Genomic DNA, 18,070 nt, shown 5'->3' with positions numbered 1-18,070 from the left:
CATAACATACCTGTTATTTTGTTTTATATTGCAAGAAAGAGATTGAGATACAACTAAGTCCACCCAATCTACATCTAGAAGCCGCTACACCTATGAAACTTCTTTTTACCATAACTATGAAAAAATCCGAACGAGTTTGATTCTTCATCAAGAATCTTGCTTCATCGTTCGGATTTCCCTTCAAATAGAATACTCTTACCCTAGCCTCTTCTCTTAAAAAATCCCTAGTGCATGTCCATTCTCGTCAATATCCATATTAAGCGCAGCAGGTTTTTTTGGCAGGCCAGGCATTGTCATAATTGAACCTGTTAGCGCCACAAGAAACCCAGCTCCGAGTGAAGGACGGAATTCCCTTACCGTAATCTTAAAATCAGTTGGTCGCCCAAGCTTCGTCTGATCATCACTTAACGAATACTGCGTTTTGGCCATACAGATTGGCAGGTGATCCCAACCGTTTGCTTCAAATTGCTGTATTTGTTTTAACGCTTTTGGAGCAAAATCTACGCCTTGTGCTCCGTATACAGTTTTAGCAATAGCTTCTACTTTTTCTGGAATTGAAGCTGACACATCGTAAAGAGGAGAAAATTGACTTTCTGTCTCGTTCATGACTTCAAGAATTTTTTCAGCAAGCATGACGCCGCCTTCTCCACCTTTTTCCCATACTTCTGTTAAAGCAACTGGAACATTCTTTGAATCACACCAATTCATAAGCGCTTCTACTTCACCTTCTGAGTCCGTCACAAAACGGTTCACGGCTACAACGTAAGGAACGCCGAATGCCTGAATCGTTTCAATATGTTTTTCCAGATTTTCAATTCCCGCTTCTAAAGCCTCAATGTTTTCTTCATTTAAACGCTCTTTAGGAACTCCCCCATGCATTTTTAAAGCGCGAATTGTTGCAACGATTACCACCGTTTCTGGTTTAATATCTGCCATACGAGCTTTAATATTCAGGAATTTTTCCGCGCCCAAATCTGCCCCAAATCCCGCTTCTGTTACTACATAGTCGCCTAGTTTTGCAGCCATTTTTGTTGCAATGACGCTATTGCAGCCGTGGGCAATATTAGCAAAAGGACCTCCGTGAATGAGGGCTGGAGTGTGTTCCAACGTCTGTACAAGGTTTGGTTTAATCGCATCTTTTAAAAGAAGAGTAAGCGCTCCTTGTGCACCTAAGTCTGCAACCGTTACAGGCTCATTGTCCATGTTATAAGCTACCACAATAGACGCTAAGCGACGCTTCAAGTCTTGTAAATCTGACGCTAAGCAGAAAATAGCCATAATTTCTGATGCCACCGTAATATCAAATCCATCTTCTCGAGGAACACCCTGCATCGGACCACCTAATCCAATGACGACCTGACGCAACGCGCGGTCGTTTAAATCCACCACTCGTTTCCACGTGATTTTACGTGTATCAATACGCAATTCATTACCTTGATGTATATGGTTATCTAAAATAGCCGCCAGCGCATTGTTAGCTGTTGTGATGGCATGCAGGTCTCCAGTAAAGTGTAAGTTAATATCCTCCATTGGAAGCACTTGAGCATAACCGCCGCCAGCGGCACCTCCTTTAATTCCCATTACCGGACCAAGAGATGGTTCACGCATGGCGACAATCGCTTTTTTACCTAATCTATGTAATGCCTGAGCTAAGCCAACTGTCACTGTCGACTTCCCTTCTCCTGCTGGAGTTGGATTAATAGCTGTAACTAAAATAACTTTTCCATCTTGTTTTGTGTGTAAACGTTCCATAACGGACAAAGAAAGCTTAGCTTTATAATGTCCGTACGGCTCTAGCTCGGCCTCTAAAATATCCAGCTGCTCGGCAATCTCTTTAATCGGTTTAATGATTGCCTCTTGTGCAATTTGCAAATCACTTTTTATTTGCTTCTTAGTTGTCATATAAAAACCCCTTTTCTGCTGAGAATTCTTTTTAAACACTTCATCAAAAAAGGATAAAATCCATTTTCTGGGGGAGATATGAAGTTTAATAAATACAGGAACGACTGCGCTGTAAATTTCACTGAGTTTCAGTCAAGTAAAAAAAGCATAGCAACGCTCCAGTTTAACCTTATTGTACCATTTCATTTTAGCCATTACGCATATTAATGCTCTTTTTTTTCAAAATTCAATTGCTTAATATTCTGTATATTCCTATAATAGTATATTGTACATAAATGTTGAACCTCATCTTCACGTGAGAAAGAACATTTATACGCGTCATTACTTCGAAATCGAATAGGAGGAATTTTATTGCCTATTAATATTCCACGTGATCTTCCGGCAAAAGAAATTTTAGAAAAAGAGAGAATTTTCATTATGGACGACGTGCGCGCGGTTAACCAGGAAATTCGCCCGCTTAATATTGTTATCCTAAACTTAATGCCGGAAAAAGAAAAAGCTGAAACACAATTATTACGTTTACTCGGGAACTCACCGCTTCAAGTGCATATTACACTTCTTTATACGGCAAGCCATAAAGCAAAAACAACGAGTAAAAATCACCTAGATCAGTTTTATAAAACGTTTGAACAAATTAAAGAACGAAAATATGACGGAATGATTATTACAGGAGCACCTGTAGAACATATACCATTTGAAGAAGTAAACTACTGGAAAGAACTTCAAGAAATTATGGATTGGTGTAAAACAAATGTGACTTCTACCCTTCATATCTGTTGGGGAGCTCAAGCCGGACTTTATCATCACTTTGGCATTGACAAGCGGCCTCTTTCTGATAAATGCACGGGTGTATTTACGCATGTTGTATCGAGTGAAGAACCGATTAAGCTGCTGCGAGGATTTGATGATGTCTTTTATTCTCCTCATTCTCGTCACACCGACGTCGACATGAATGAAGTAAAAAACCACCCTGACCTTGAGCTTCTTTCCTACTCTGAGGAAGCTGGTGTTTATATGGCGATGTCTAAAGACGAAAAGTTTGTTTTCGTTACAGGACACCCAGAATACGACGTTCAAACACTGCAGGAAGAATTTCTTCGAGATACAGAGAAAGGGCTAGAGCCGAAGCTTCCGGAACACTATTTCCCAAACAATGATCCCGACAAAAACCCTTTAAAAACATGGCGCTCTCATGCCAACCTGCTGTTTATGAATTGGTTGAACTACTATGTTTACCAAGAGACTCCATATCTGTGGGAATGAAAGAACCGAGCGGCCGTATTTCAAACATAAAAAACGACAAGTCCTTATATGGATTTGTCGTTTTTGCATGTGCTGCTGTTCTCTTTTTAACGTGGATAATATATGTATGTTCTTCTCGCAAACTGTTATAAAAAAGGATTTTCCTGCTCCAGATTCAACATTTCTTTTTTTGTAAGTAGCTATGTTTTTCTTTTTAATTCGCATTTAGAACATAGTTTTATCAAATAAATAAAACACAATCTTCTTCTAACAGATTGTGTTTTATAGTTCTTTAATATATTCAATGACTGAATCTGGAAATTCGTTTCGAATTCCGCAATTCCCACAATAAAATCCGCTATATTCGTCTGTCGCAACGTACTGCCTTAAAAGAAACAATGTTAACCTGTTTGGGAGACCGCATTCTGTGCAAAACGCCAGGTATTTGCTGCGCTGTCTGTTTGCTGACATACGTTTCATCCTTTCGATTAACCATAGAAAGCGTTTTCTTATTTATATGGCGCTTTCTTATTAGTTTATGACAGCAATTACGGTCTACCTCCAATTATTATCGCGACGAGAAGGGCGGAATAAACGCAAAATTAAATTAATTATAAGCACAATAGCTAAAATGTTAATTAACAACCCAAAAATCCCGCCCAGTGCACCCATATGACCAAGCAAACCGCCAAATAACATCCCTGCCAGACCGCCATACAGCAGTCCACGGGCGAATCCTCCTCGTTTTGAACGGGTAACGCCTCGATTTACAGTTCCATTTCTGCGGTTTGAAAAATTAGATCTCGGCTCATTTTGTCTAACGCTTGGCTGTCTATTAAACGAACGCTTTCCCGAACGATACGACCTTGCACTTACTTTATAGTCGTCGTGATAGGAAATATATTCAGCTAAGGGAGATAAACTTAGCGAAAAAATCAATGCTACAGCGATCAGTATTTTTTTCATCTGCTTTTTCCTTTCTTCACCTAATAGTAACTGTTTATTATAGTGCGCTGTTTCATGCATATCATACGTTTTGATACAAAAGGGAAATTCAGCTTCATACAAAATTTTTAATCGGGTATCATAACGTTATACTTTGCCCTAGAAAGGAGCGTGCATGTACATGATACGAAGAATTAGTATACTGCTTTTCACACTGTGCTTCTTATTTAATGGAGCCCTTCCTGCACTATGTAAAGCGGAACAAGTAAAAAATGTAGCTGTGCGTGACCGTTTGCTTTATCAAGGTAATAACCACCTAAAGCAGACCGCCCTAACATTTGATGATGGACCGGATCCGCGCTTTACTCCACATGTATTGGATCAATTGAAAAAGCATGGTATTAAAGCAACCTTTTTTCTTATTGGGGCAAAAGCTCACGAACATCCTGAGCTGGTGAAGAGAATGGTAGCTGAAGGTCATGCTGTTGGGATTCATACCTATTGGCACCCCAATTTACTAAAAGAATCTACTGAAAAGTTTCACTGGGAAATTGCCAAAACCCAGGCTATTATTAAAAACATTACCGGTTTTGAAACGCAGCTGTTTCGTCCTCCATATGGAAATTTAACGCAAGAAATGATCAACGAGCTGCCAAATGAAAATGTCTATGCGATTAACTGGTCTTCTGATTCATTAGACTGGAAGCAAATCCCAGAAGCAGAAATCACCAAAAATGTATTTAAGAACATGCACGCCGGAACAATTGTTTTGATGCACGACGGAGGCCATTGGACCATGGACCTTTCCAACACCTCAAAGTCGCTGGATACCATCATTCCTAGACTTAAACAAGAAGGATATCATTTTGTGACCGTCCCAGAACTTTTGCACATCCCTTATCCAAAAAATTAAGCTCCAACGAGTTTCTGATTTAGAAACTCGTTGGAGCTTTACGATTTCCCTTAATAGAAAGTAAATATGCCTCTCCTACAAAAAGAGCGTGTCAAAGGTTCTAATTCAAATCCATCTTAAAACTCAAAAGCATGCCTTATTTCTTCAAAACGTTATCATACTAAAGGTACAAAATGAAGCATTCTTTTTTGTTCCATCGCTCTACAATAGAGGGAATTTACGGATAACCTCTAAAATAGGTTTTAAGTTGCATGATTAGGAGTAAATATTACTATAACTACTCTCATATTTTTAGACAAGCTGCATATAGATAAAATGAGAGAGTCGAACGCATTCCACATATCCCTAAATTTCTTCTTCTCACAAAAAAATTGACGAACTTTTTTTGTCAACAGGTGCGTATAGATATGATAGAATTCCTATATAATGACCTGGATTCATTTCTAAACAAGGAGTTTTGACTATGATTAATGAACAAGAGACGTTGTTATTTATTAAAGAACTTGGCCGCTTGTTAAAAGACTATCAAAACTGTTCAAACGCCTCTGTAAAAAGTGAAATATATAAAGATATCGTGTTGTTGAGCAATGTTATCCAGTTAGATCACGTGAACGTTTCTTACGCTTAGAAAATCCTTTTTATTTCTTTATACATTTCAGTTTTTCTACTATAACTACAGAAAAGGAAGAAAGGAGACGATTTCCATCCATCTCTTTTCTTCCTTTTCTCTTTATCAGTTTTTTATGGTTATTTAGAACATAGTTTTATTAAAATTATTGTAGAGTTTTTCGAGTGTCTTCGGTCCAACTATTCCATCTACCTGCAGATAAAGTGCTTGTTGAAAAGCTTTTACCGCTTTGAAAGTGGAAGACCCGAATATACCGTCTGCGCCTCCAAAAAGAGAATAACCTAAGTGAATAAGCATACGCTGAATTAACTGTACGTGATTTCCTCGATCTCCGTATTTAATTAACATGCTTGAAGCCTTTGGCGTCTGTTTTTTAGGTACTTTTCCACTTCGAAGCTCCGACAAAGATAAACCGAATGTATATTGAAAATGAGGGTAATCTTTTAAGCTTGTCCAATCTCCTCCCCATTCCAACCCAATCCTTTTTCCTATCTCTCCCGCTTTGTTCCATCTTCGATCAATGGTCCAGTCAACTTTTCCGTCGTTATCAAGCAGCGCAATATCAAAAGCTAGTCCATAATTATGATAAGAATAGCCGCCTTTAGCATTAGTCACGATACTTCCTGGTGTTGTTCGGCCTTGTGAATATAGTTTATGCTGCTGCTCTATCGATCTAAACCCTTCAGTGATACTAACAAATATGCTTTCTTTATATGCTTGCCCAATGAGATCGTACGATTTTTCTTGCACTATTTCATGTACATTCTGCAACTTATTTTCTGCTTTTTGTAACAGCTTATCTAATGATAAATCACTCATACTCCCCACTCCTTAACTAGATGGCTTCTCCTTATATATACGTATAAGACAAACTCTAAGGGAGGCATCCAGTATCAGTTTATGCGGGAAGCAGTTAAGTTGTGCAACATGTAGAGCTGCTGTTATTTCAGTACCCAGTGGCTGATAGCCTTCGCTACTCCGTTATTGACATTTGTATCCGTCACCCAGTCCGCTGCTTCTTTTACAGCTTCCTGAGCATTTCCCATGGCGATTCCACAACCTGCCGCTTCAATCATAGCCATATCATTTAAGCTGTCTCCCAGTGCAATAACTTCATCCATTGAAATGCCCAAACGTTCACATACAGTCATGATCCCTTTTGCTTTGTTAATACCAAGTGCATTAATTTCTAGATTCGTTAAACTAGAGTTGCTGATTTCAAAATCTGAAATGCCTGCTATTTGTTTCAGCACTTCTTCTCGTAAAGCATCATCTGGAATATCGTAGCCAAACTTCAGCCATTCCTGTGAAGCAATATCTTCTGGAAATTCATCTCTCCATACTTTATCCGTAGTCACAGCCCAAAAGTTAAGCTTATTCTCTTGCGTTAAATTCCACATTTTCTCAATGTGTGAAGCATCAATTAACTTTCGTTCTACAAGCTGTCCAGATTCATCCCAAATTTCACTTCCGTTTACTGTAATAAGGTAAGAAGACAGCTGAAGAGACTGCGCGTATTCACGGCATGTTAAAAGAGATCGCCCCGTGCTTAATACCACATGAACACCTTGTTCTTGAGCTTTAGCAATGGCCGCACGATTTTCTTCAGAAATTTCTTGCTGATTGTTCAGCAGGGTCCCATCCATATCTAGTGCAATCAGTTTAAATTCTTTCTTTTCATTTGTTTGCATCTTTCTCTCTCCTTCTCATCAATAGTAAGTATGACATTACGCTGAGCATTTGGCTTATACTATGTAACTCTTACTATAACTGTAGCACAGGAGCATTTCACTCTGCATCAGATAAGCGCTAAAATGGTCAATTATTCTACGGGGAATAATTGAAGGAAGACAAAATGGCTTTGCCGTAATTTACATATAACGCTTTTCATTTTTAGTTATTTCAACTAGAATTTTGGTAAAAGGATGTGAATGTTATGAATACTATTATTTCACCAGCTGACTTACATACTGCATTACAGCAACCCCAACACTCCATTGTTTTGCTCGACTGCCGATTTACTCTTGGAAAGCCTGAGGCAGGCGCAGATGCTTATCAAAATGAGCACCTCCCAGATGCTCATTATTTGGATTTAGAAAAAGATTTGTCCTCTGTGGCTACTTCCCACGGAGGCAGACACCCGCTGCCCGATGTTCAAAAGCTAGCTCAGAAGCTCGGCAGCTTAGGAATTAATGCTGATTCCAGAGTCGTCGTTTATGATGAACAAAACGGAATGATGGCTTCAAGAGCATGGTGGCTACTGCGATATATAGGAATTGAATACGTACAAATTTTAAATGGAGGTTTTACTAACTGGAAACAATCGGGATATGAAACAACGAAGAACGTACCAGAAGGTTCTCCTCAAACGTTTGTACCTTTCGTGCAACAAGATTGGGGACTTGCAGGAGTTGAATACGTAAAAGAGAATCTTCATAACCCTAATGTTGTTCTTGTCGACTCTCGCGAAAAAAAGAGGTATCTCGGCTTAGAAGAACCCATTGACTTTGTAGCAGGACATATTCCAGGCGCCATTCATTCTTTTTGGCAAGATGTGTTAACTTCAGAAGGTTTATGGAAAACAGATAAAGAGTGGAAGGAGATGTTCTCTGCTATTGATTCTCCCGCTGAAATCATTGTATACTGCGGATCGGGTGTATCTGCTTGCCCTAACGTTTTGGCTTTAAAATCAGCAGGTTTTCCAAATGTAAAATTATATGCCGGCAGCTGGAGCGATTGGATTAGCTATCGTGACAATCCAATCGAGAAAAACAGATAGACAAAGAAGGCTCAGTCTCACCAAAAGTATAGGGACTGAACCTTCTTTTTTTGTATTCTTCTTATTAGCCGCATGTTATTTGCTGAGCCTTAACATAAAATCATGAAGCCGCTCTAAGGTAAGCAAATTTTGATTACATGCTTCGCTATCTTGACAAATATAATTTCCTCGTTGTGTAAATGTCCCTTGAACAGTTCCTTTGATTTCAGCAGTGAACATACCGACTTCCTCGTAGCTGTGGCAAAGTGTGCATATTCCCTTCTGGTTGATAGGTTTAAACGTTCCTTGAATACCTTTTAACTTCTGGGTATCCGGATCCTGCGCTACGATAAACTTTTTGTTTGAGCCTTTATCGATCCAGCTGACATAGGAAATGCTCGTTAGATCAATGTTATCAGCAGAAGGAATCTTTAACTTTTTCACTTTTGGAAACAGCTTTTTCACGCCAGCTTCTGTAAAAGATTTAAATGGAATCACGTAAGGCTTTATCGTTTCTAAAAACACCTCTGCTTGTTCTTTATTTCTAACTTCAGCAACTGACAGCAGTAATTCTTCTTGTTCCTCGCTAAGAACATCAAACACATTTAATACTTTTTCTTTTGCAAGAGCTTTTAAAGCCTGCAGCACATCTGAATTGTTTACTGTTCCATGCCCATTGATAAGGATTTGCGTTTGGCTTTTGATAAAGTTATATTGATCATTTCTTATAAACGCTTCCACGTTCTTCACTCCTTCTTCATTTAATCAGCTACTTTTTACTTTACCGTACGGATTCCTTTTACGAAATGTAAAAAATAAATCAGAAATAAACTATACCTAAAAAAGCGCGGGCATTCAGTTGCCAGCGCTTGATTTCTACCGTTGCTTTTTATATACAATTTTTTTGATGGTTTCGGTTGATAAAAAGTATTCACGAGCTAGTTCCTCAATTGAAGTTCCTTTTTTAAACAAATTCTTAATCCGTTCGTTTCGCTCGTCAATCAACTTTCTTCCACCAGAGCAAGTTCCCCATTTTCTTTTTGCCTTCTGCGGCTTTGGAATATAAATGGTTTCTCCTTGAATATATTTTTGAATTTCACTAATCAGCTCTTCAGGTAAAATATTTGTTGCTTTTACATACGTCATTTCTGCCAGCTCCTTATGTGTTTTTACTTATACAATAAGGGGCAAAGCCGTATATATTAGAAATGAGATATGCGCGGTTAGGCGATGTCTATTACTAAATCGTCCACCCCATGCAAAGTATCGCCTTTCTAATATCAGGCTTTGCATGAGACGCTGCAGTATCCGGTAAACATCTTTTATTTACCATTTATTACACCTCCACTTTACATCGAATGTAAACCAAACTTGTAGAAAATTACAATTATTGGCTCAGATTTTATTATAAGCTATCTATAATCTTGCACACAACACCTTCTTACTTATAAAGATGACACCATAAATAAAACGAACTTGCAGGGAGCTCGTTGTTCTCCCTGCAAGTTCGTTTTATTTTTGTTATGAACGCTTCTGCTTTTTGTTAGCTGAACTGCTTTGAACACCTTGTTCAGAAGTGGTCGTCCCTTGTCCTTCTACATTTGGTGAACCTAGCTCTGATTTTGAGCGGTCTTTTTTAATTTTACTCATGTCACTCACCTCCAGTTTGTAGTGTACCCTTTGTACAGCTACATATAAGGAGAGGTGTGCTGTTTTTATTGTTTCTTGAGCATAAATAGCCATAGAAACGTTAAGGCTTGCTTTAATTCATTTGGGAGGTGTCCAATCAGCTTATCAGTAACATTTCGCTTATATACACCTTCGCCATCGATTACTTCCCATCCATTTTCTTTTGCAAGCTGTTCAAACTCCCAGGGCATCATCGTATTGCAAATAACGTCTTCACCGTATAATCGTCGAAAGCTATTGGTACGAGGCTGAGCAGTTGGCCCAAGAATACCTACACATGCATATCCTTCTGGCTTTACAATTCGGTGCAATTCCTTCAAAGCTAATCGCGGGTGCTCCGTCCATTCTAGGGCGTTGATTACCATAACCCCTTCTACTGATTCAGAAGACAGCGGAAGCTTCATAATATCAGCTTGAGCGAACGACAAATTTTCACTTTTATGCAGCTGGGATGCTTTTTGAATCATTTCTTCCGATAAATCAAGACCGATTGCTTTATATCCAGAAGCAGCTAGAAGAGACGTTCCAAACCCATCACCGCAGCCCACGTCTGCCACCATACCACCTGATTTAAGATGTTTTTGAATAAATGGAATCACTGTTTTGCGGCTTCCGTTTTTCCACATTTCTTCACTTCGGCTATTCCAAAATGATACTTTTTGGTTCCACTCGTCTTGAGCTTGAACATGCCAATTAAATGTTGTCATTTTTTATCCCCTTTGCACTCTTTTCTTTACCTTATCACTTTTTATAATGAATAAAAACGACTATTTCAGCAACCATATAGATGTAAAGGAAGGTGTTTATTTGTATGAAAGAACGTTTCGTTGCAGTACGTAAAAATGCAAACGGGGACCTCTTAGAATTCCAAACGGCTTCAGGAGACGTTTTAACCTATGAAGAAGCGTTAAAGAAAGTAGAAGCCGGGGACGTTGAGCATGTGAGTACCTTTGTAGGGAAAGACGGCGGTACGTATATTCGCAGCATTCCTGATCATGACAAAACAAATAACCTCGATGCATTGCCATCGTTTTAAAGGAGAATGAAGATGACTAAAAAGAATAACAAAGGAAGCGCTAATCAAAGTAATCCAAAAACGCAGCACCACCTTGTAGAAATGGGTGAAGAAATTTCAAGCGGGGATAATTCAAAAGGAAACAAACGCAACAAGGATCAGTCAAGTAAAACACAATAAGAAAAAGCCGTGCTTCTTAGCACGGCTTTTTCTTATTAATGTTGGCTAGGAAGACCTAATGTTGAAAAATCTCCTGTTGCTACGCTTGTTCCAACTGAAGCAACACCTGCTACTAATGTAAACGCTAATGCCATACCGACTAATACTTTTTTCATAATTATTTCCTCCTCTTTCTTTGATTTGACTCTAGTGTATCACAGGATAAAAGTAGATGAATTCCTTTCTATCAGCATTTATCGCCTTAAAACCATGGATTTCCTCCATTTTAATAGAAATTTCTCAAAAATTATAATGATAGGAATATTTTAAACAAATAGAGCTTCAAGTTCTTTTTCTACTAGCTTGACGAATCGCTCATTTCGTTGCAGGGTGAAAATGGTCATAGACTTTTCCATATATTCTTTACCTTGTTCAATTTTACCTAACTTGATTAAGCTCTCTCCTGCTTGGTAATGAAGTTCTCCAAATAAATACATTGATTCATTACTAATGCACAAATCGATTCCTCGATTGCTATATATTAGTGATTCATCATAGTTACTCATATCTCCAAGCGTTTTGGCAAGTGCATTTAAAATTCTAATTTTTATATTTTCATCTTTTGTTTGGGGCAGCTCATTTAAGCTTTTGAGTGCTGTTTGATATGTATCTAGAGCCTGTTCATACTCTTTCTCTTCATAAAGAATAATCCCAATGCTATTTAAAATTTCAATTTCTCTTTCCTTATAAAATGTTGCCGATTGTTTAGTAAGCTCGATCGCTTGGTACATTTTAGACAGCGCATCTTCTTTGTTGTGATGAATGTAATACACGCAAATACCTTCGTGCCACATTAAAAATTGCTTGTTCAGCGGGTTTTGAAACAGGGGACTTTCTTTTTCTTTTACAATGATATTATGAATAGCATCATAATCTCTCTGACGAATATATTGACGAATTAACGATTGAACCGCATCTACGTAATCAAGTCGAGGTGATTCTACACTATCAAAAAAGTAGTTAACATCTACGCCAAGGCGCTTAGAAATTTTATAGAGGGTAATGCTTGATGGATATTCTTCACCGTTTTCAATTTTGCTGATTTGCGCTTGTGTACAAATGTCTCTTGATAATTCTTGTTGTGTCAACCCTGCCATTTTGCGAAGGTCTCTCATAACACTCCCAATTCTATACTCTCTCATCTCTTTTCTCACCCTTACTTTCACATAATATATTCTCTCTATAAACATATAGTGCTTTTATTTAGATAGTCAACTGTAAACACGTTAAAAATTTATACAATGTTTCGAAATTGACCATTCCCTATAATAGCAAATTAATCTATAAGAGTAAAATAGTGTATTATTTCTCTTCTCTAAAAAATGAGATTGCGACATAGCTCCATCAATCCAATCTACAGACGAACAAATAGGATGAATAAGCTAATATAGATCACTTGCTACATCGCTGTCGATTTCCGTGCAAGGCTTCGCCTTGTCCTCCAATCAATCGCAAAAGCACCTGCATCCGTGAAACCTATGTTCACCATAACAGCAAAAGATCCGAACGATAAATCGTTCGGATCTTCCTTCAACTAGCATATTTTTGTTACAGTCTCATTCACATTTTTTATTTATAAACAGGATATCCAACAAATTTAAAGTCTTTGCCAATGGAGGTCACAGAAAGACGCTCGACGTCCACTGCATCCCACATTTTCTCTACGCCTTTTCCTTCTAGGAAAGTAGGAGCCTCTTTTCCTCCTGAAAGCTTTGGTGCCATGTACAGCACCAGTTTATCAATTAAACGATTTTCTAGGAATGCGGCATTCACTTCGCCCCCTCCTTCAATTAAAAGAGACGACACGAATTTCTCACCTAGTATAGAAAGCATATCTTCAAGATTTACTTTGTCCTCACCGCTTGTGACAAATACTTCGACGCCTTGCTTTTCGAGCTGTTCTTTTTTTTCTTTTGAATAGTTCTGACTTGTAAATACCCACGTTGGAGCTAAAGAAGCAGTTGCTAGCTTCGAATCAAGCGGCATGCGCAGCTTCGAATCCATCACAATGCGAATTGGACTTCGGCCGCCTTCAATGCGAGTTGTCAGCTCGGGGTTGTCCTTAATGACCGTGTTCACCCCTACTAAGATACCCGCTGTTTCATGACGCAGCTGATGTACATCCAAACGAGCTTCCTCAGACGTAATCCACTTGCTGTGAGAAGAAGCAGTTGCTATTTTACCGTCTAACGTAATCGCTGACTTTAATGAAACAAACGGCTTCTTCGTTACAATATACTTATTGAAGACCTCATTCATTTGACGTGACTCTTCTTCACATACACCTGTTATGACCTCAATGCCTGCGTTTTCTAAAATTTTAACTCCATTACCTGCTACTAAAGGATTGGGGTCTAAAGTTGCTATGACCACTTTTTTTACACCGGCTTCAACTAGCGCTTCAGCACAAGGACCTGTACGTCCGTGGTGTGAACAAGGCTCTAGCGTTACGTAAGCAGTCGCTCCTTTTGCTTGTTCACCAGCCATTCGCAGCGCGTGAATTTCAGCGTGCGGTTCGCCAGCTTTTAAATGCGTACCAATTCCAACGATTCGATTATCGTTTACAATGACCGATCCTACAAGCGGATTTGGCTCTGTTTGTCCTTTTGTTGCTTTTGCATTTTGTAAAGCTATGTTCATATAAAATTCGTGATTGATCAAAGAAGAACCTCCTCTTTTAAGTGTCCTGAACGTTTAACTTTAGTATCTAAATACTTTTCATTAAACTGAGATACATCTCCCCAAAGTGGAACGCGCCCTGATAAAAGTGCGCCGTTTTTCTCAAGCGCGATTAGCTTTTTCGGATTATTGGTAATCAGCGTAACCGGTTTTTGACGCAGCACTTTTAACACGCTGATGGCATCACTATAGCTGCGAGTATCATCTTCAAATCCTAACCCTTCATTCGCCTCTACCGTATCAAATCCGTTTTCTTGAAGAACGTATGCCATTGCTTTGCTGAATAGGCCAATGCCGCGTCCTTCATGATTTGCTAAATAAAATAGCGCTCCGCTTCCATTTTCGACGATCATTTTCATCGATTGTTTTAATTGAAAACCGCAGTCGCAGCGTTTGCTTCCGAATATATCTCCGGTATGGCAGATACTGTGCATACGAATGAGTGCCTCATGCGATTCTTGAAAATCTCCGTACACAAGAACACTCGATTGCTGCATGTCAGCTAAATTAGCTCCTTGCATTTTTTCAATAAGCTCTTCCGTACTTAAAGATCCTTCTTTTACATTATCAGAACGCAGCCATGAATACCAACTAAATACTTGTGTCTCGCCATCTAGATTCACAGGAAGCGTGATAGGTCCTACTATATAAATAAAATGATCATCATTTTTTACTACGTTAATTTTATCTTTTAAAATTGAAACAACTTTTTCGTTAATCACAGTCATTTCCTCCTCTTATGTGTCTTTCACTTATCTACTATTTTCACATTGTGCTCAATCTCTCACATGAACAAATATTTTTTCTAGCACTTCACTACATTTATCTTTTTTAATTGATGTATCAGCTTACTAAAAGTAAGTAACTTTACTTGCTTAAAGTATTATATGACGATACATTTATCTTGTAAAGCTTTTATGCTCTATTAGTTACTTTTAGTAATTAACTTCTTTAATTATATAAATTATATAATTAAAATATAAAAACGTAAAGTAATTTATATTCTTTAAGTAATTAAATTACATAACACTAGATAAAATGCCGACTTTGTTTTATAATATAGGAAGAGAATGGAGGTAATAACATGGACGGTTTAGCACTCTGCCCGCGTTTTGAAAAGGCTGTTACTATACTAACGAAACGTTGGACGAGTTTGATCATTTTTCAGCTGCTTTCCGGCTCACAACGGTTTTCTCAAATGCAAGAAGCACTTCCAGTAAGCGGAAGGCTCTTATCCGAGCGCTTAAAAGAATTAGAGCATGAAGGAATCGTCATTCGTACGGTTATTCCGGAAACTCCTGTTCGAATTGAGTATTCGTTATCCGACAAAGGATTAGCACTGGCGCCGGTAATTCAGGAAATTCAGACATGGTCCAGTGAGTGGATTACAAAAGAAGAAGTGGAATAAAAGAAATCTCTAAAGAAATCAGGAGGGCTTCTATATCGATATGCTCACAGCCGTTTTCTTTAGAGCTCCATAAATAAAAAAGGCATGCTCCCCTTGAGCACGCCTTTTTTTATTTATGTTATTTTCCTAATGATTCATTTTGAGAAATAATGCGCTGTTTCTGGCTTTTTCGGCCGTGCAATACAAGATATACTGCTATAGCTAAAAGAGCAACAATAGAACAGAATACATACATTCCTTTATATCCGGCTGCTGTAGATAAAATACCTAATAAAAAGGACCCTAATCCCATTCCAGAGTCAAAAAACACAAAAAACGTAGCCGTGGCGACACCTCGGCGATGAGGAGAAGCTTTTTTTACAGCAATGGATTGAAAACTTGATGTAATCGTTCCAAAGCCTAACCCAATCAATGCTCCAGCTAATAAAAACACCCAGCTTGTTGTCGCTTGGCTAAGCAAAAAGATACCAATAGCTAAAGATAAAATGGACGGATATACCACGCTGTTTTCTCCGTATTGATCAAACCATTTTCCGGTAAAAGGTCTAGAAGCTAATAAGCACACCGCGTATACAACGAAGAAAAAGCTTGAAGCTTGCGTAAAGCCCATTTCTTTTGCATAAATAGACACAAACGAAATAACACTTGCATATGAAAAAGCTACCACAAGGCCAGCAACAGAAATAGGCAGCGAACGGTATTCAAAAAATGCCGCAAGACCTTTAGCTGGCTGTATTTCATTTGTTGCAGAAGAAGCTTGCACCTCAGGTATACGAAGTACTAGACTGCATAATACTGCTAAAACAGAAGATACAACCGCAACGGTAAAGACCGCTGTATGACCCAAAGTATTTGTTAACGTTAAGCCTACAAACGGACCTACTACCATTGCTAAGTTCATAAACGTCGCATAGTACCCCATCCCTTCGCCTTTTCTCTGTTCTGGGATTACATTTGCAACAATTGCTCCTGTAGCAGTTGTGCTCATTCCAAAACCAATACCATGAAGCACACGCAGCAGCATCAGCGCAGATAATGAGTGAATATTCATATATAAAATAGAACCAATTAAAAAGATAAAGACACCTATTAATAGGACTTTCTTTTGTCCTAATGTTGTCATCCACTTACCGGCTAGCGGTCTGAACACAATGCCGGACACTAAAAAGATTGTCACAATTAGCCCTAAGCTTTGCTTACTTGCATGAAGTTCATCCGTTGCAAACAGCGGCAATGTGACAGTTAACATATAAAAAATGACAAAAACAAAAAAGCTAGTCAATGAGACCGCTAAAAAATCTTTTGTCCATAATTTCGATTTCTGCATGATTTTCCTCCTTTTACCTTTTCATTCGTACCTATTTATTAAAACAAACTAAAGCATAGTCAGGAAATAATATGTATACGAATTATATCAACTCAAACTATTATAGGGTTCATATATGTAAGTGTCAACATGTATTTATCGATTCCATTTTTCTATAGAAACAAATCGATAAATGAAACCTACATTCACCACCACAATGAAAAAATCCGAACGATTAATCGTTCGGATTTTCCTTCAACTACATTACTTTTATCTCAGCCTCTTTTAGAAGCGTCACTTTTTTAAATGAGAAATAATTTGATCCGTTACTTCACTAGTAGTTGCGCTGCCTCCAACATCTGGTGTAATGATGCCAGATTCCGTCACTTGTTCAATAACCTCTAACAAATGACTGCCTAATTCTTGTTCACCAAAATGATCCAACATCATTTTGGCTGTCCAAATCTGTCCGATTGGGTTTGCAATTCCTTTTCCGACAATATCAGGAGCAGACCCGTGTACCGGTTCAAACATCGAAGGATGTTTTCCATTCACATTAATATTTGCAGCAGGAGCAACGCCAATACTCCCCATAATAGCAGCTCCGATATCTGTTAAAATATCTCCAAATAAATTACTTGCCACAATTACATCAAAACGACTTGGTTTTGTAACGAAAAAAGCGGCCAGCGCATCGATGTGCTGTGAGTCTGTTTCAATATGAGGATAACTCTTTGCAACATCTTGAAACACTTCGTCCCAAAACGGCATGGAATGAACAATTCCATTTGACTTCGTTGCGCTTGTAACTTTTGCTTTTCTTTTAGAAGCTAATTCGAATGCGTAGCGCATCACTCGTTCTGTTCCTTTTCGAGAAAAAACCGCATTTTGAATAGAAATTTGATCTTCTCCTTGATAAATCCGGCCTCCTACTTCACTGTATTCTCCTTCACTATTTTCACGAACAACAATTAAATCAAAATCTTTTGGGTTCATTAGTGGAGATGCAATGCCTTTTAACCTCTTGGCTGGACGAATATTAATTACCTGCTGAAATTCTCGACGAATCTTAATGAGCAGACCCCATAGCGACACGTGATCTGGCACAAGATTTAAATTTCCTACGGCTCCTAAAAAAATTGCGTCAAAGTCTTGAAGCTGCTTTAGCCCATCTTCCGGCATCATATGGCCGTACTTCAAGTAATAATCACAGCTCCAAGGAAATTCTGTAAATTCAAATTTTAATCCCCCGTGAAGATCTGCAATCGTACGAAGGACTCTAACCGCCTCCGGCACAACTTCTTTTCCTACTCCATCTCCTGGTATGTTCGCTATTTTTAACGTTTTCATCAAAAATCCCCCTGCG

At 38.5% G+C, this 18,070-nt stretch carries 21 protein-coding genes; 7 read left to right on the top strand and 14 right to left on the bottom strand.

The features are described from left to right. Positions 1 to 213: 213 nt before the first annotated feature. On the bottom strand, positions 214 to 1,902 hold the full coding sequence (locus tag MMB68_RS10665) for a formate--tetrahydrofolate ligase (RefSeq protein ID WP_221782740.1): 1,689 nt from the start codon (positions 1,900 to 1,902) through the stop codon (positions 214 to 216). Positions 1,903 to 2,253: 351 nt separating this feature from the next. On the opposite strand from MMB68_RS10665, the gene metA reads away from it, so the two are divergent. Further along, positions 2,254 to 3,165: a homoserine O-acetyltransferase MetA gene (gene metA / locus MMB68_RS10660; protein ID WP_013056685.1), complete on the top strand. Its 912-nt coding sequence runs from the start codon at positions 2,254 to 2,256 to the stop codon at positions 3,163 to 3,165. A gap of 261 nt (positions 3,166 to 3,426) precedes the next feature. On the opposite strand, the gene MMB68_RS10655 is transcribed toward metA, so the two are convergent. Both MMB68_RS10655 and MMB68_RS10650 read right to left on the bottom strand, forming a co-directional pair. Beyond that, entirely contained in the window at positions 3,427 to 3,615 is a 189-nt protein-coding gene (locus MMB68_RS10655) for a hypothetical protein (RefSeq protein ID WP_014460480.1), read from the bottom strand. Between the two features lie 84 nt (positions 3,616 to 3,699). Continuing rightward, complete coding sequence (locus tag MMB68_RS10650) at positions 3,700 to 4,110, bottom strand: hypothetical protein (protein ID WP_221782738.1); 411 nt, start codon at positions 4,108 to 4,110, stop codon at positions 3,700 to 3,702. Positions 4,111 to 4,270: 160 nt separating this feature from the next. On the opposite strand from MMB68_RS10650, the gene MMB68_RS10645 reads away from it, so the two are divergent. After that, complete coding sequence (locus tag MMB68_RS10645) at positions 4,271 to 5,002, top strand: polysaccharide deacetylase family protein (RefSeq protein WP_221782736.1); 732 nt, start codon at positions 4,271 to 4,273, stop codon at positions 5,000 to 5,002. A 463-nt stretch (positions 5,003 to 5,465) separates the two neighbouring features. Next, positions 5,466 to 5,630, top strand: coding sequence for a hypothetical protein (locus MMB68_RS10640; protein WP_013056680.1), 165 nt, complete (start codon positions 5,466 to 5,468; stop codon positions 5,628 to 5,630). 123 nt (positions 5,631 to 5,753) lie between these two features. On the opposite strand, the gene MMB68_RS10635 is transcribed toward MMB68_RS10640, so the two are convergent. Both MMB68_RS10635 and MMB68_RS10630 read right to left on the bottom strand, forming a co-directional pair. Next, positions 5,754 to 6,449: a peptidoglycan-binding protein gene (locus MMB68_RS10635; RefSeq protein WP_221782734.1), complete on the bottom strand. Its 696-nt coding sequence runs from the start codon at positions 6,447 to 6,449 to the stop codon at positions 5,754 to 5,756. A gap of 122 nt (positions 6,450 to 6,571) precedes the next feature. Continuing rightward, entirely contained in the window at positions 6,572 to 7,321 is a 750-nt protein-coding gene (locus MMB68_RS10630) for a Cof-type HAD-IIB family hydrolase (RefSeq protein WP_221782732.1), read from the bottom strand. A 245-nt stretch (positions 7,322 to 7,566) separates the two neighbouring features. Between MMB68_RS10630 and MMB68_RS10625 the strand changes: the two genes are divergently transcribed. Next, positions 7,567 to 8,409, top strand: coding sequence for a sulfurtransferase (locus tag MMB68_RS10625; protein WP_221782731.1), 843 nt, complete (start codon positions 7,567 to 7,569; stop codon positions 8,407 to 8,409). 75 nt (positions 8,410 to 8,484) lie between these two features. On the opposite strand, the gene MMB68_RS10620 is transcribed toward MMB68_RS10625, so the two are convergent. The 4 genes from MMB68_RS10620 to MMB68_RS10605 all read right to left on the bottom strand — a co-directional run bounded on the left by MMB68_RS10620 (position 8,485) and on the right by MMB68_RS10605 (position 10,784). Next, positions 8,485 to 9,129 carry a FusB/FusC family EF-G-binding protein gene (locus MMB68_RS10620; protein ID WP_221782729.1) on the bottom strand — a complete coding sequence of 215 codons (645 nt, stop codon included), beginning with the start codon at positions 9,127 to 9,129 and terminating at the stop codon, positions 8,485 to 8,487. 135 nt (positions 9,130 to 9,264) lie between these two features. After that, the gene (locus MMB68_RS10615; protein WP_308123221.1) at positions 9,265 to 9,543 is read right to left on the bottom strand and encodes a CD3324 family protein; all 279 of its coding nucleotides are present in this window, start codon (positions 9,541 to 9,543) and stop codon (positions 9,265 to 9,267) included. A 366-nt stretch (positions 9,544 to 9,909) separates the two neighbouring features. Continuing rightward, positions 9,910 to 10,038, bottom strand: coding sequence for a YuzL family protein (locus MMB68_RS10610; RefSeq protein WP_013056674.1), 129 nt, complete (start codon positions 10,036 to 10,038; stop codon positions 9,910 to 9,912). 65 nt (positions 10,039 to 10,103) lie between these two features. Further along, positions 10,104 to 10,784: a class I SAM-dependent methyltransferase gene (locus tag MMB68_RS10605; protein WP_221782727.1), complete on the bottom strand. Its 681-nt coding sequence runs from the start codon at positions 10,782 to 10,784 to the stop codon at positions 10,104 to 10,106. A 104-nt stretch (positions 10,785 to 10,888) separates the two neighbouring features. Between MMB68_RS10605 and MMB68_RS10600 the strand changes: the two genes are divergently transcribed. Both MMB68_RS10600 and MMB68_RS10595 read left to right on the top strand, forming a co-directional pair. Continuing rightward, a complete protein-coding gene (locus MMB68_RS10600) occupies positions 10,889 to 11,113 on the top strand; it encodes a DUF3892 domain-containing protein (RefSeq protein WP_221782725.1) in 225 nt (74 codons plus the stop codon). Positions 11,114 to 11,125: 12 nt separating this feature from the next. Beyond that, positions 11,126 to 11,272, top strand: coding sequence for a hypothetical protein (locus MMB68_RS10595; protein WP_013056671.1), 147 nt, complete (start codon positions 11,126 to 11,128; stop codon positions 11,270 to 11,272). A 305-nt stretch (positions 11,273 to 11,577) separates the two neighbouring features. On the opposite strand, the gene MMB68_RS10590 is transcribed toward MMB68_RS10595, so the two are convergent. The 3 genes from MMB68_RS10590 to MMB68_RS10580 form a co-directional block, all read right to left on the bottom strand. After that, positions 11,578 to 12,453, bottom strand: coding sequence for a helix-turn-helix domain-containing protein (locus MMB68_RS10590; protein WP_014460489.1), 876 nt, complete (start codon positions 12,451 to 12,453; stop codon positions 11,578 to 11,580). A gap of 427 nt (positions 12,454 to 12,880) precedes the next feature. Further along, positions 12,881 to 13,972 carry a bifunctional diaminohydroxyphosphoribosylaminopyrimidine deaminase/5-amino-6-(5-phosphoribosylamino)uracil reductase RibD gene (gene ribD, locus MMB68_RS10585; protein WP_277548843.1) on the bottom strand — a complete coding sequence of 364 codons (1,092 nt, stop codon included), beginning with the start codon at positions 13,970 to 13,972 and terminating at the stop codon, positions 12,881 to 12,883. After that, a complete protein-coding gene (locus MMB68_RS10580) occupies positions 13,969 to 14,718 on the bottom strand; it encodes a GTP cyclohydrolase II (RefSeq protein WP_028408822.1) in 750 nt (249 codons plus the stop codon). Before MMB68_RS10580 ends, ribD begins: the two co-directional genes overlap by 4 nt. Positions 14,719 to 15,074: 356 nt before the next feature. Here MMB68_RS10580 and MMB68_RS10575 point away from each other — a divergent pair, with 356 nt between their 5' ends. After that, the gene (locus tag MMB68_RS10575) at positions 15,075 to 15,398 is read left to right on the top strand and encodes a winged helix-turn-helix transcriptional regulator (protein WP_014460492.1); all 324 of its coding nucleotides are present in this window, start codon (positions 15,075 to 15,077) and stop codon (positions 15,396 to 15,398) included. A gap of 118 nt (positions 15,399 to 15,516) precedes the next feature. On the opposite strand, the gene MMB68_RS10570 is transcribed toward MMB68_RS10575, so the two are convergent. Both MMB68_RS10570 and MMB68_RS10565 read right to left on the bottom strand, forming a co-directional pair. After that, positions 15,517 to 16,725, bottom strand: a complete 1,209-nt coding sequence (locus MMB68_RS10570) for an MFS transporter (protein WP_264409095.1) — start codon at positions 16,723 to 16,725, stop codon at positions 15,517 to 15,519. 273 nt (positions 16,726 to 16,998) lie between these two features. Beyond that, on the bottom strand, positions 16,999 to 18,054 hold the full coding sequence (locus MMB68_RS10565; protein ID WP_264409094.1) for a tartrate dehydrogenase: 1,056 nt from the start codon (positions 18,052 to 18,054) through the stop codon (positions 16,999 to 17,001). Positions 18,055 to 18,070: the final 16 nt, after the last annotated feature.

It is taken from the genome of Priestia sp. Y58, from assembly GCF_029522095.1.
GTDB classification, from domain to species: Bacteria; Bacillota; Bacilli; order Bacillales; family Bacillaceae_H; genus Priestia; species Priestia megaterium_E.
This window is presented reverse-complemented; position numbering and strand designations above follow the sequence as displayed.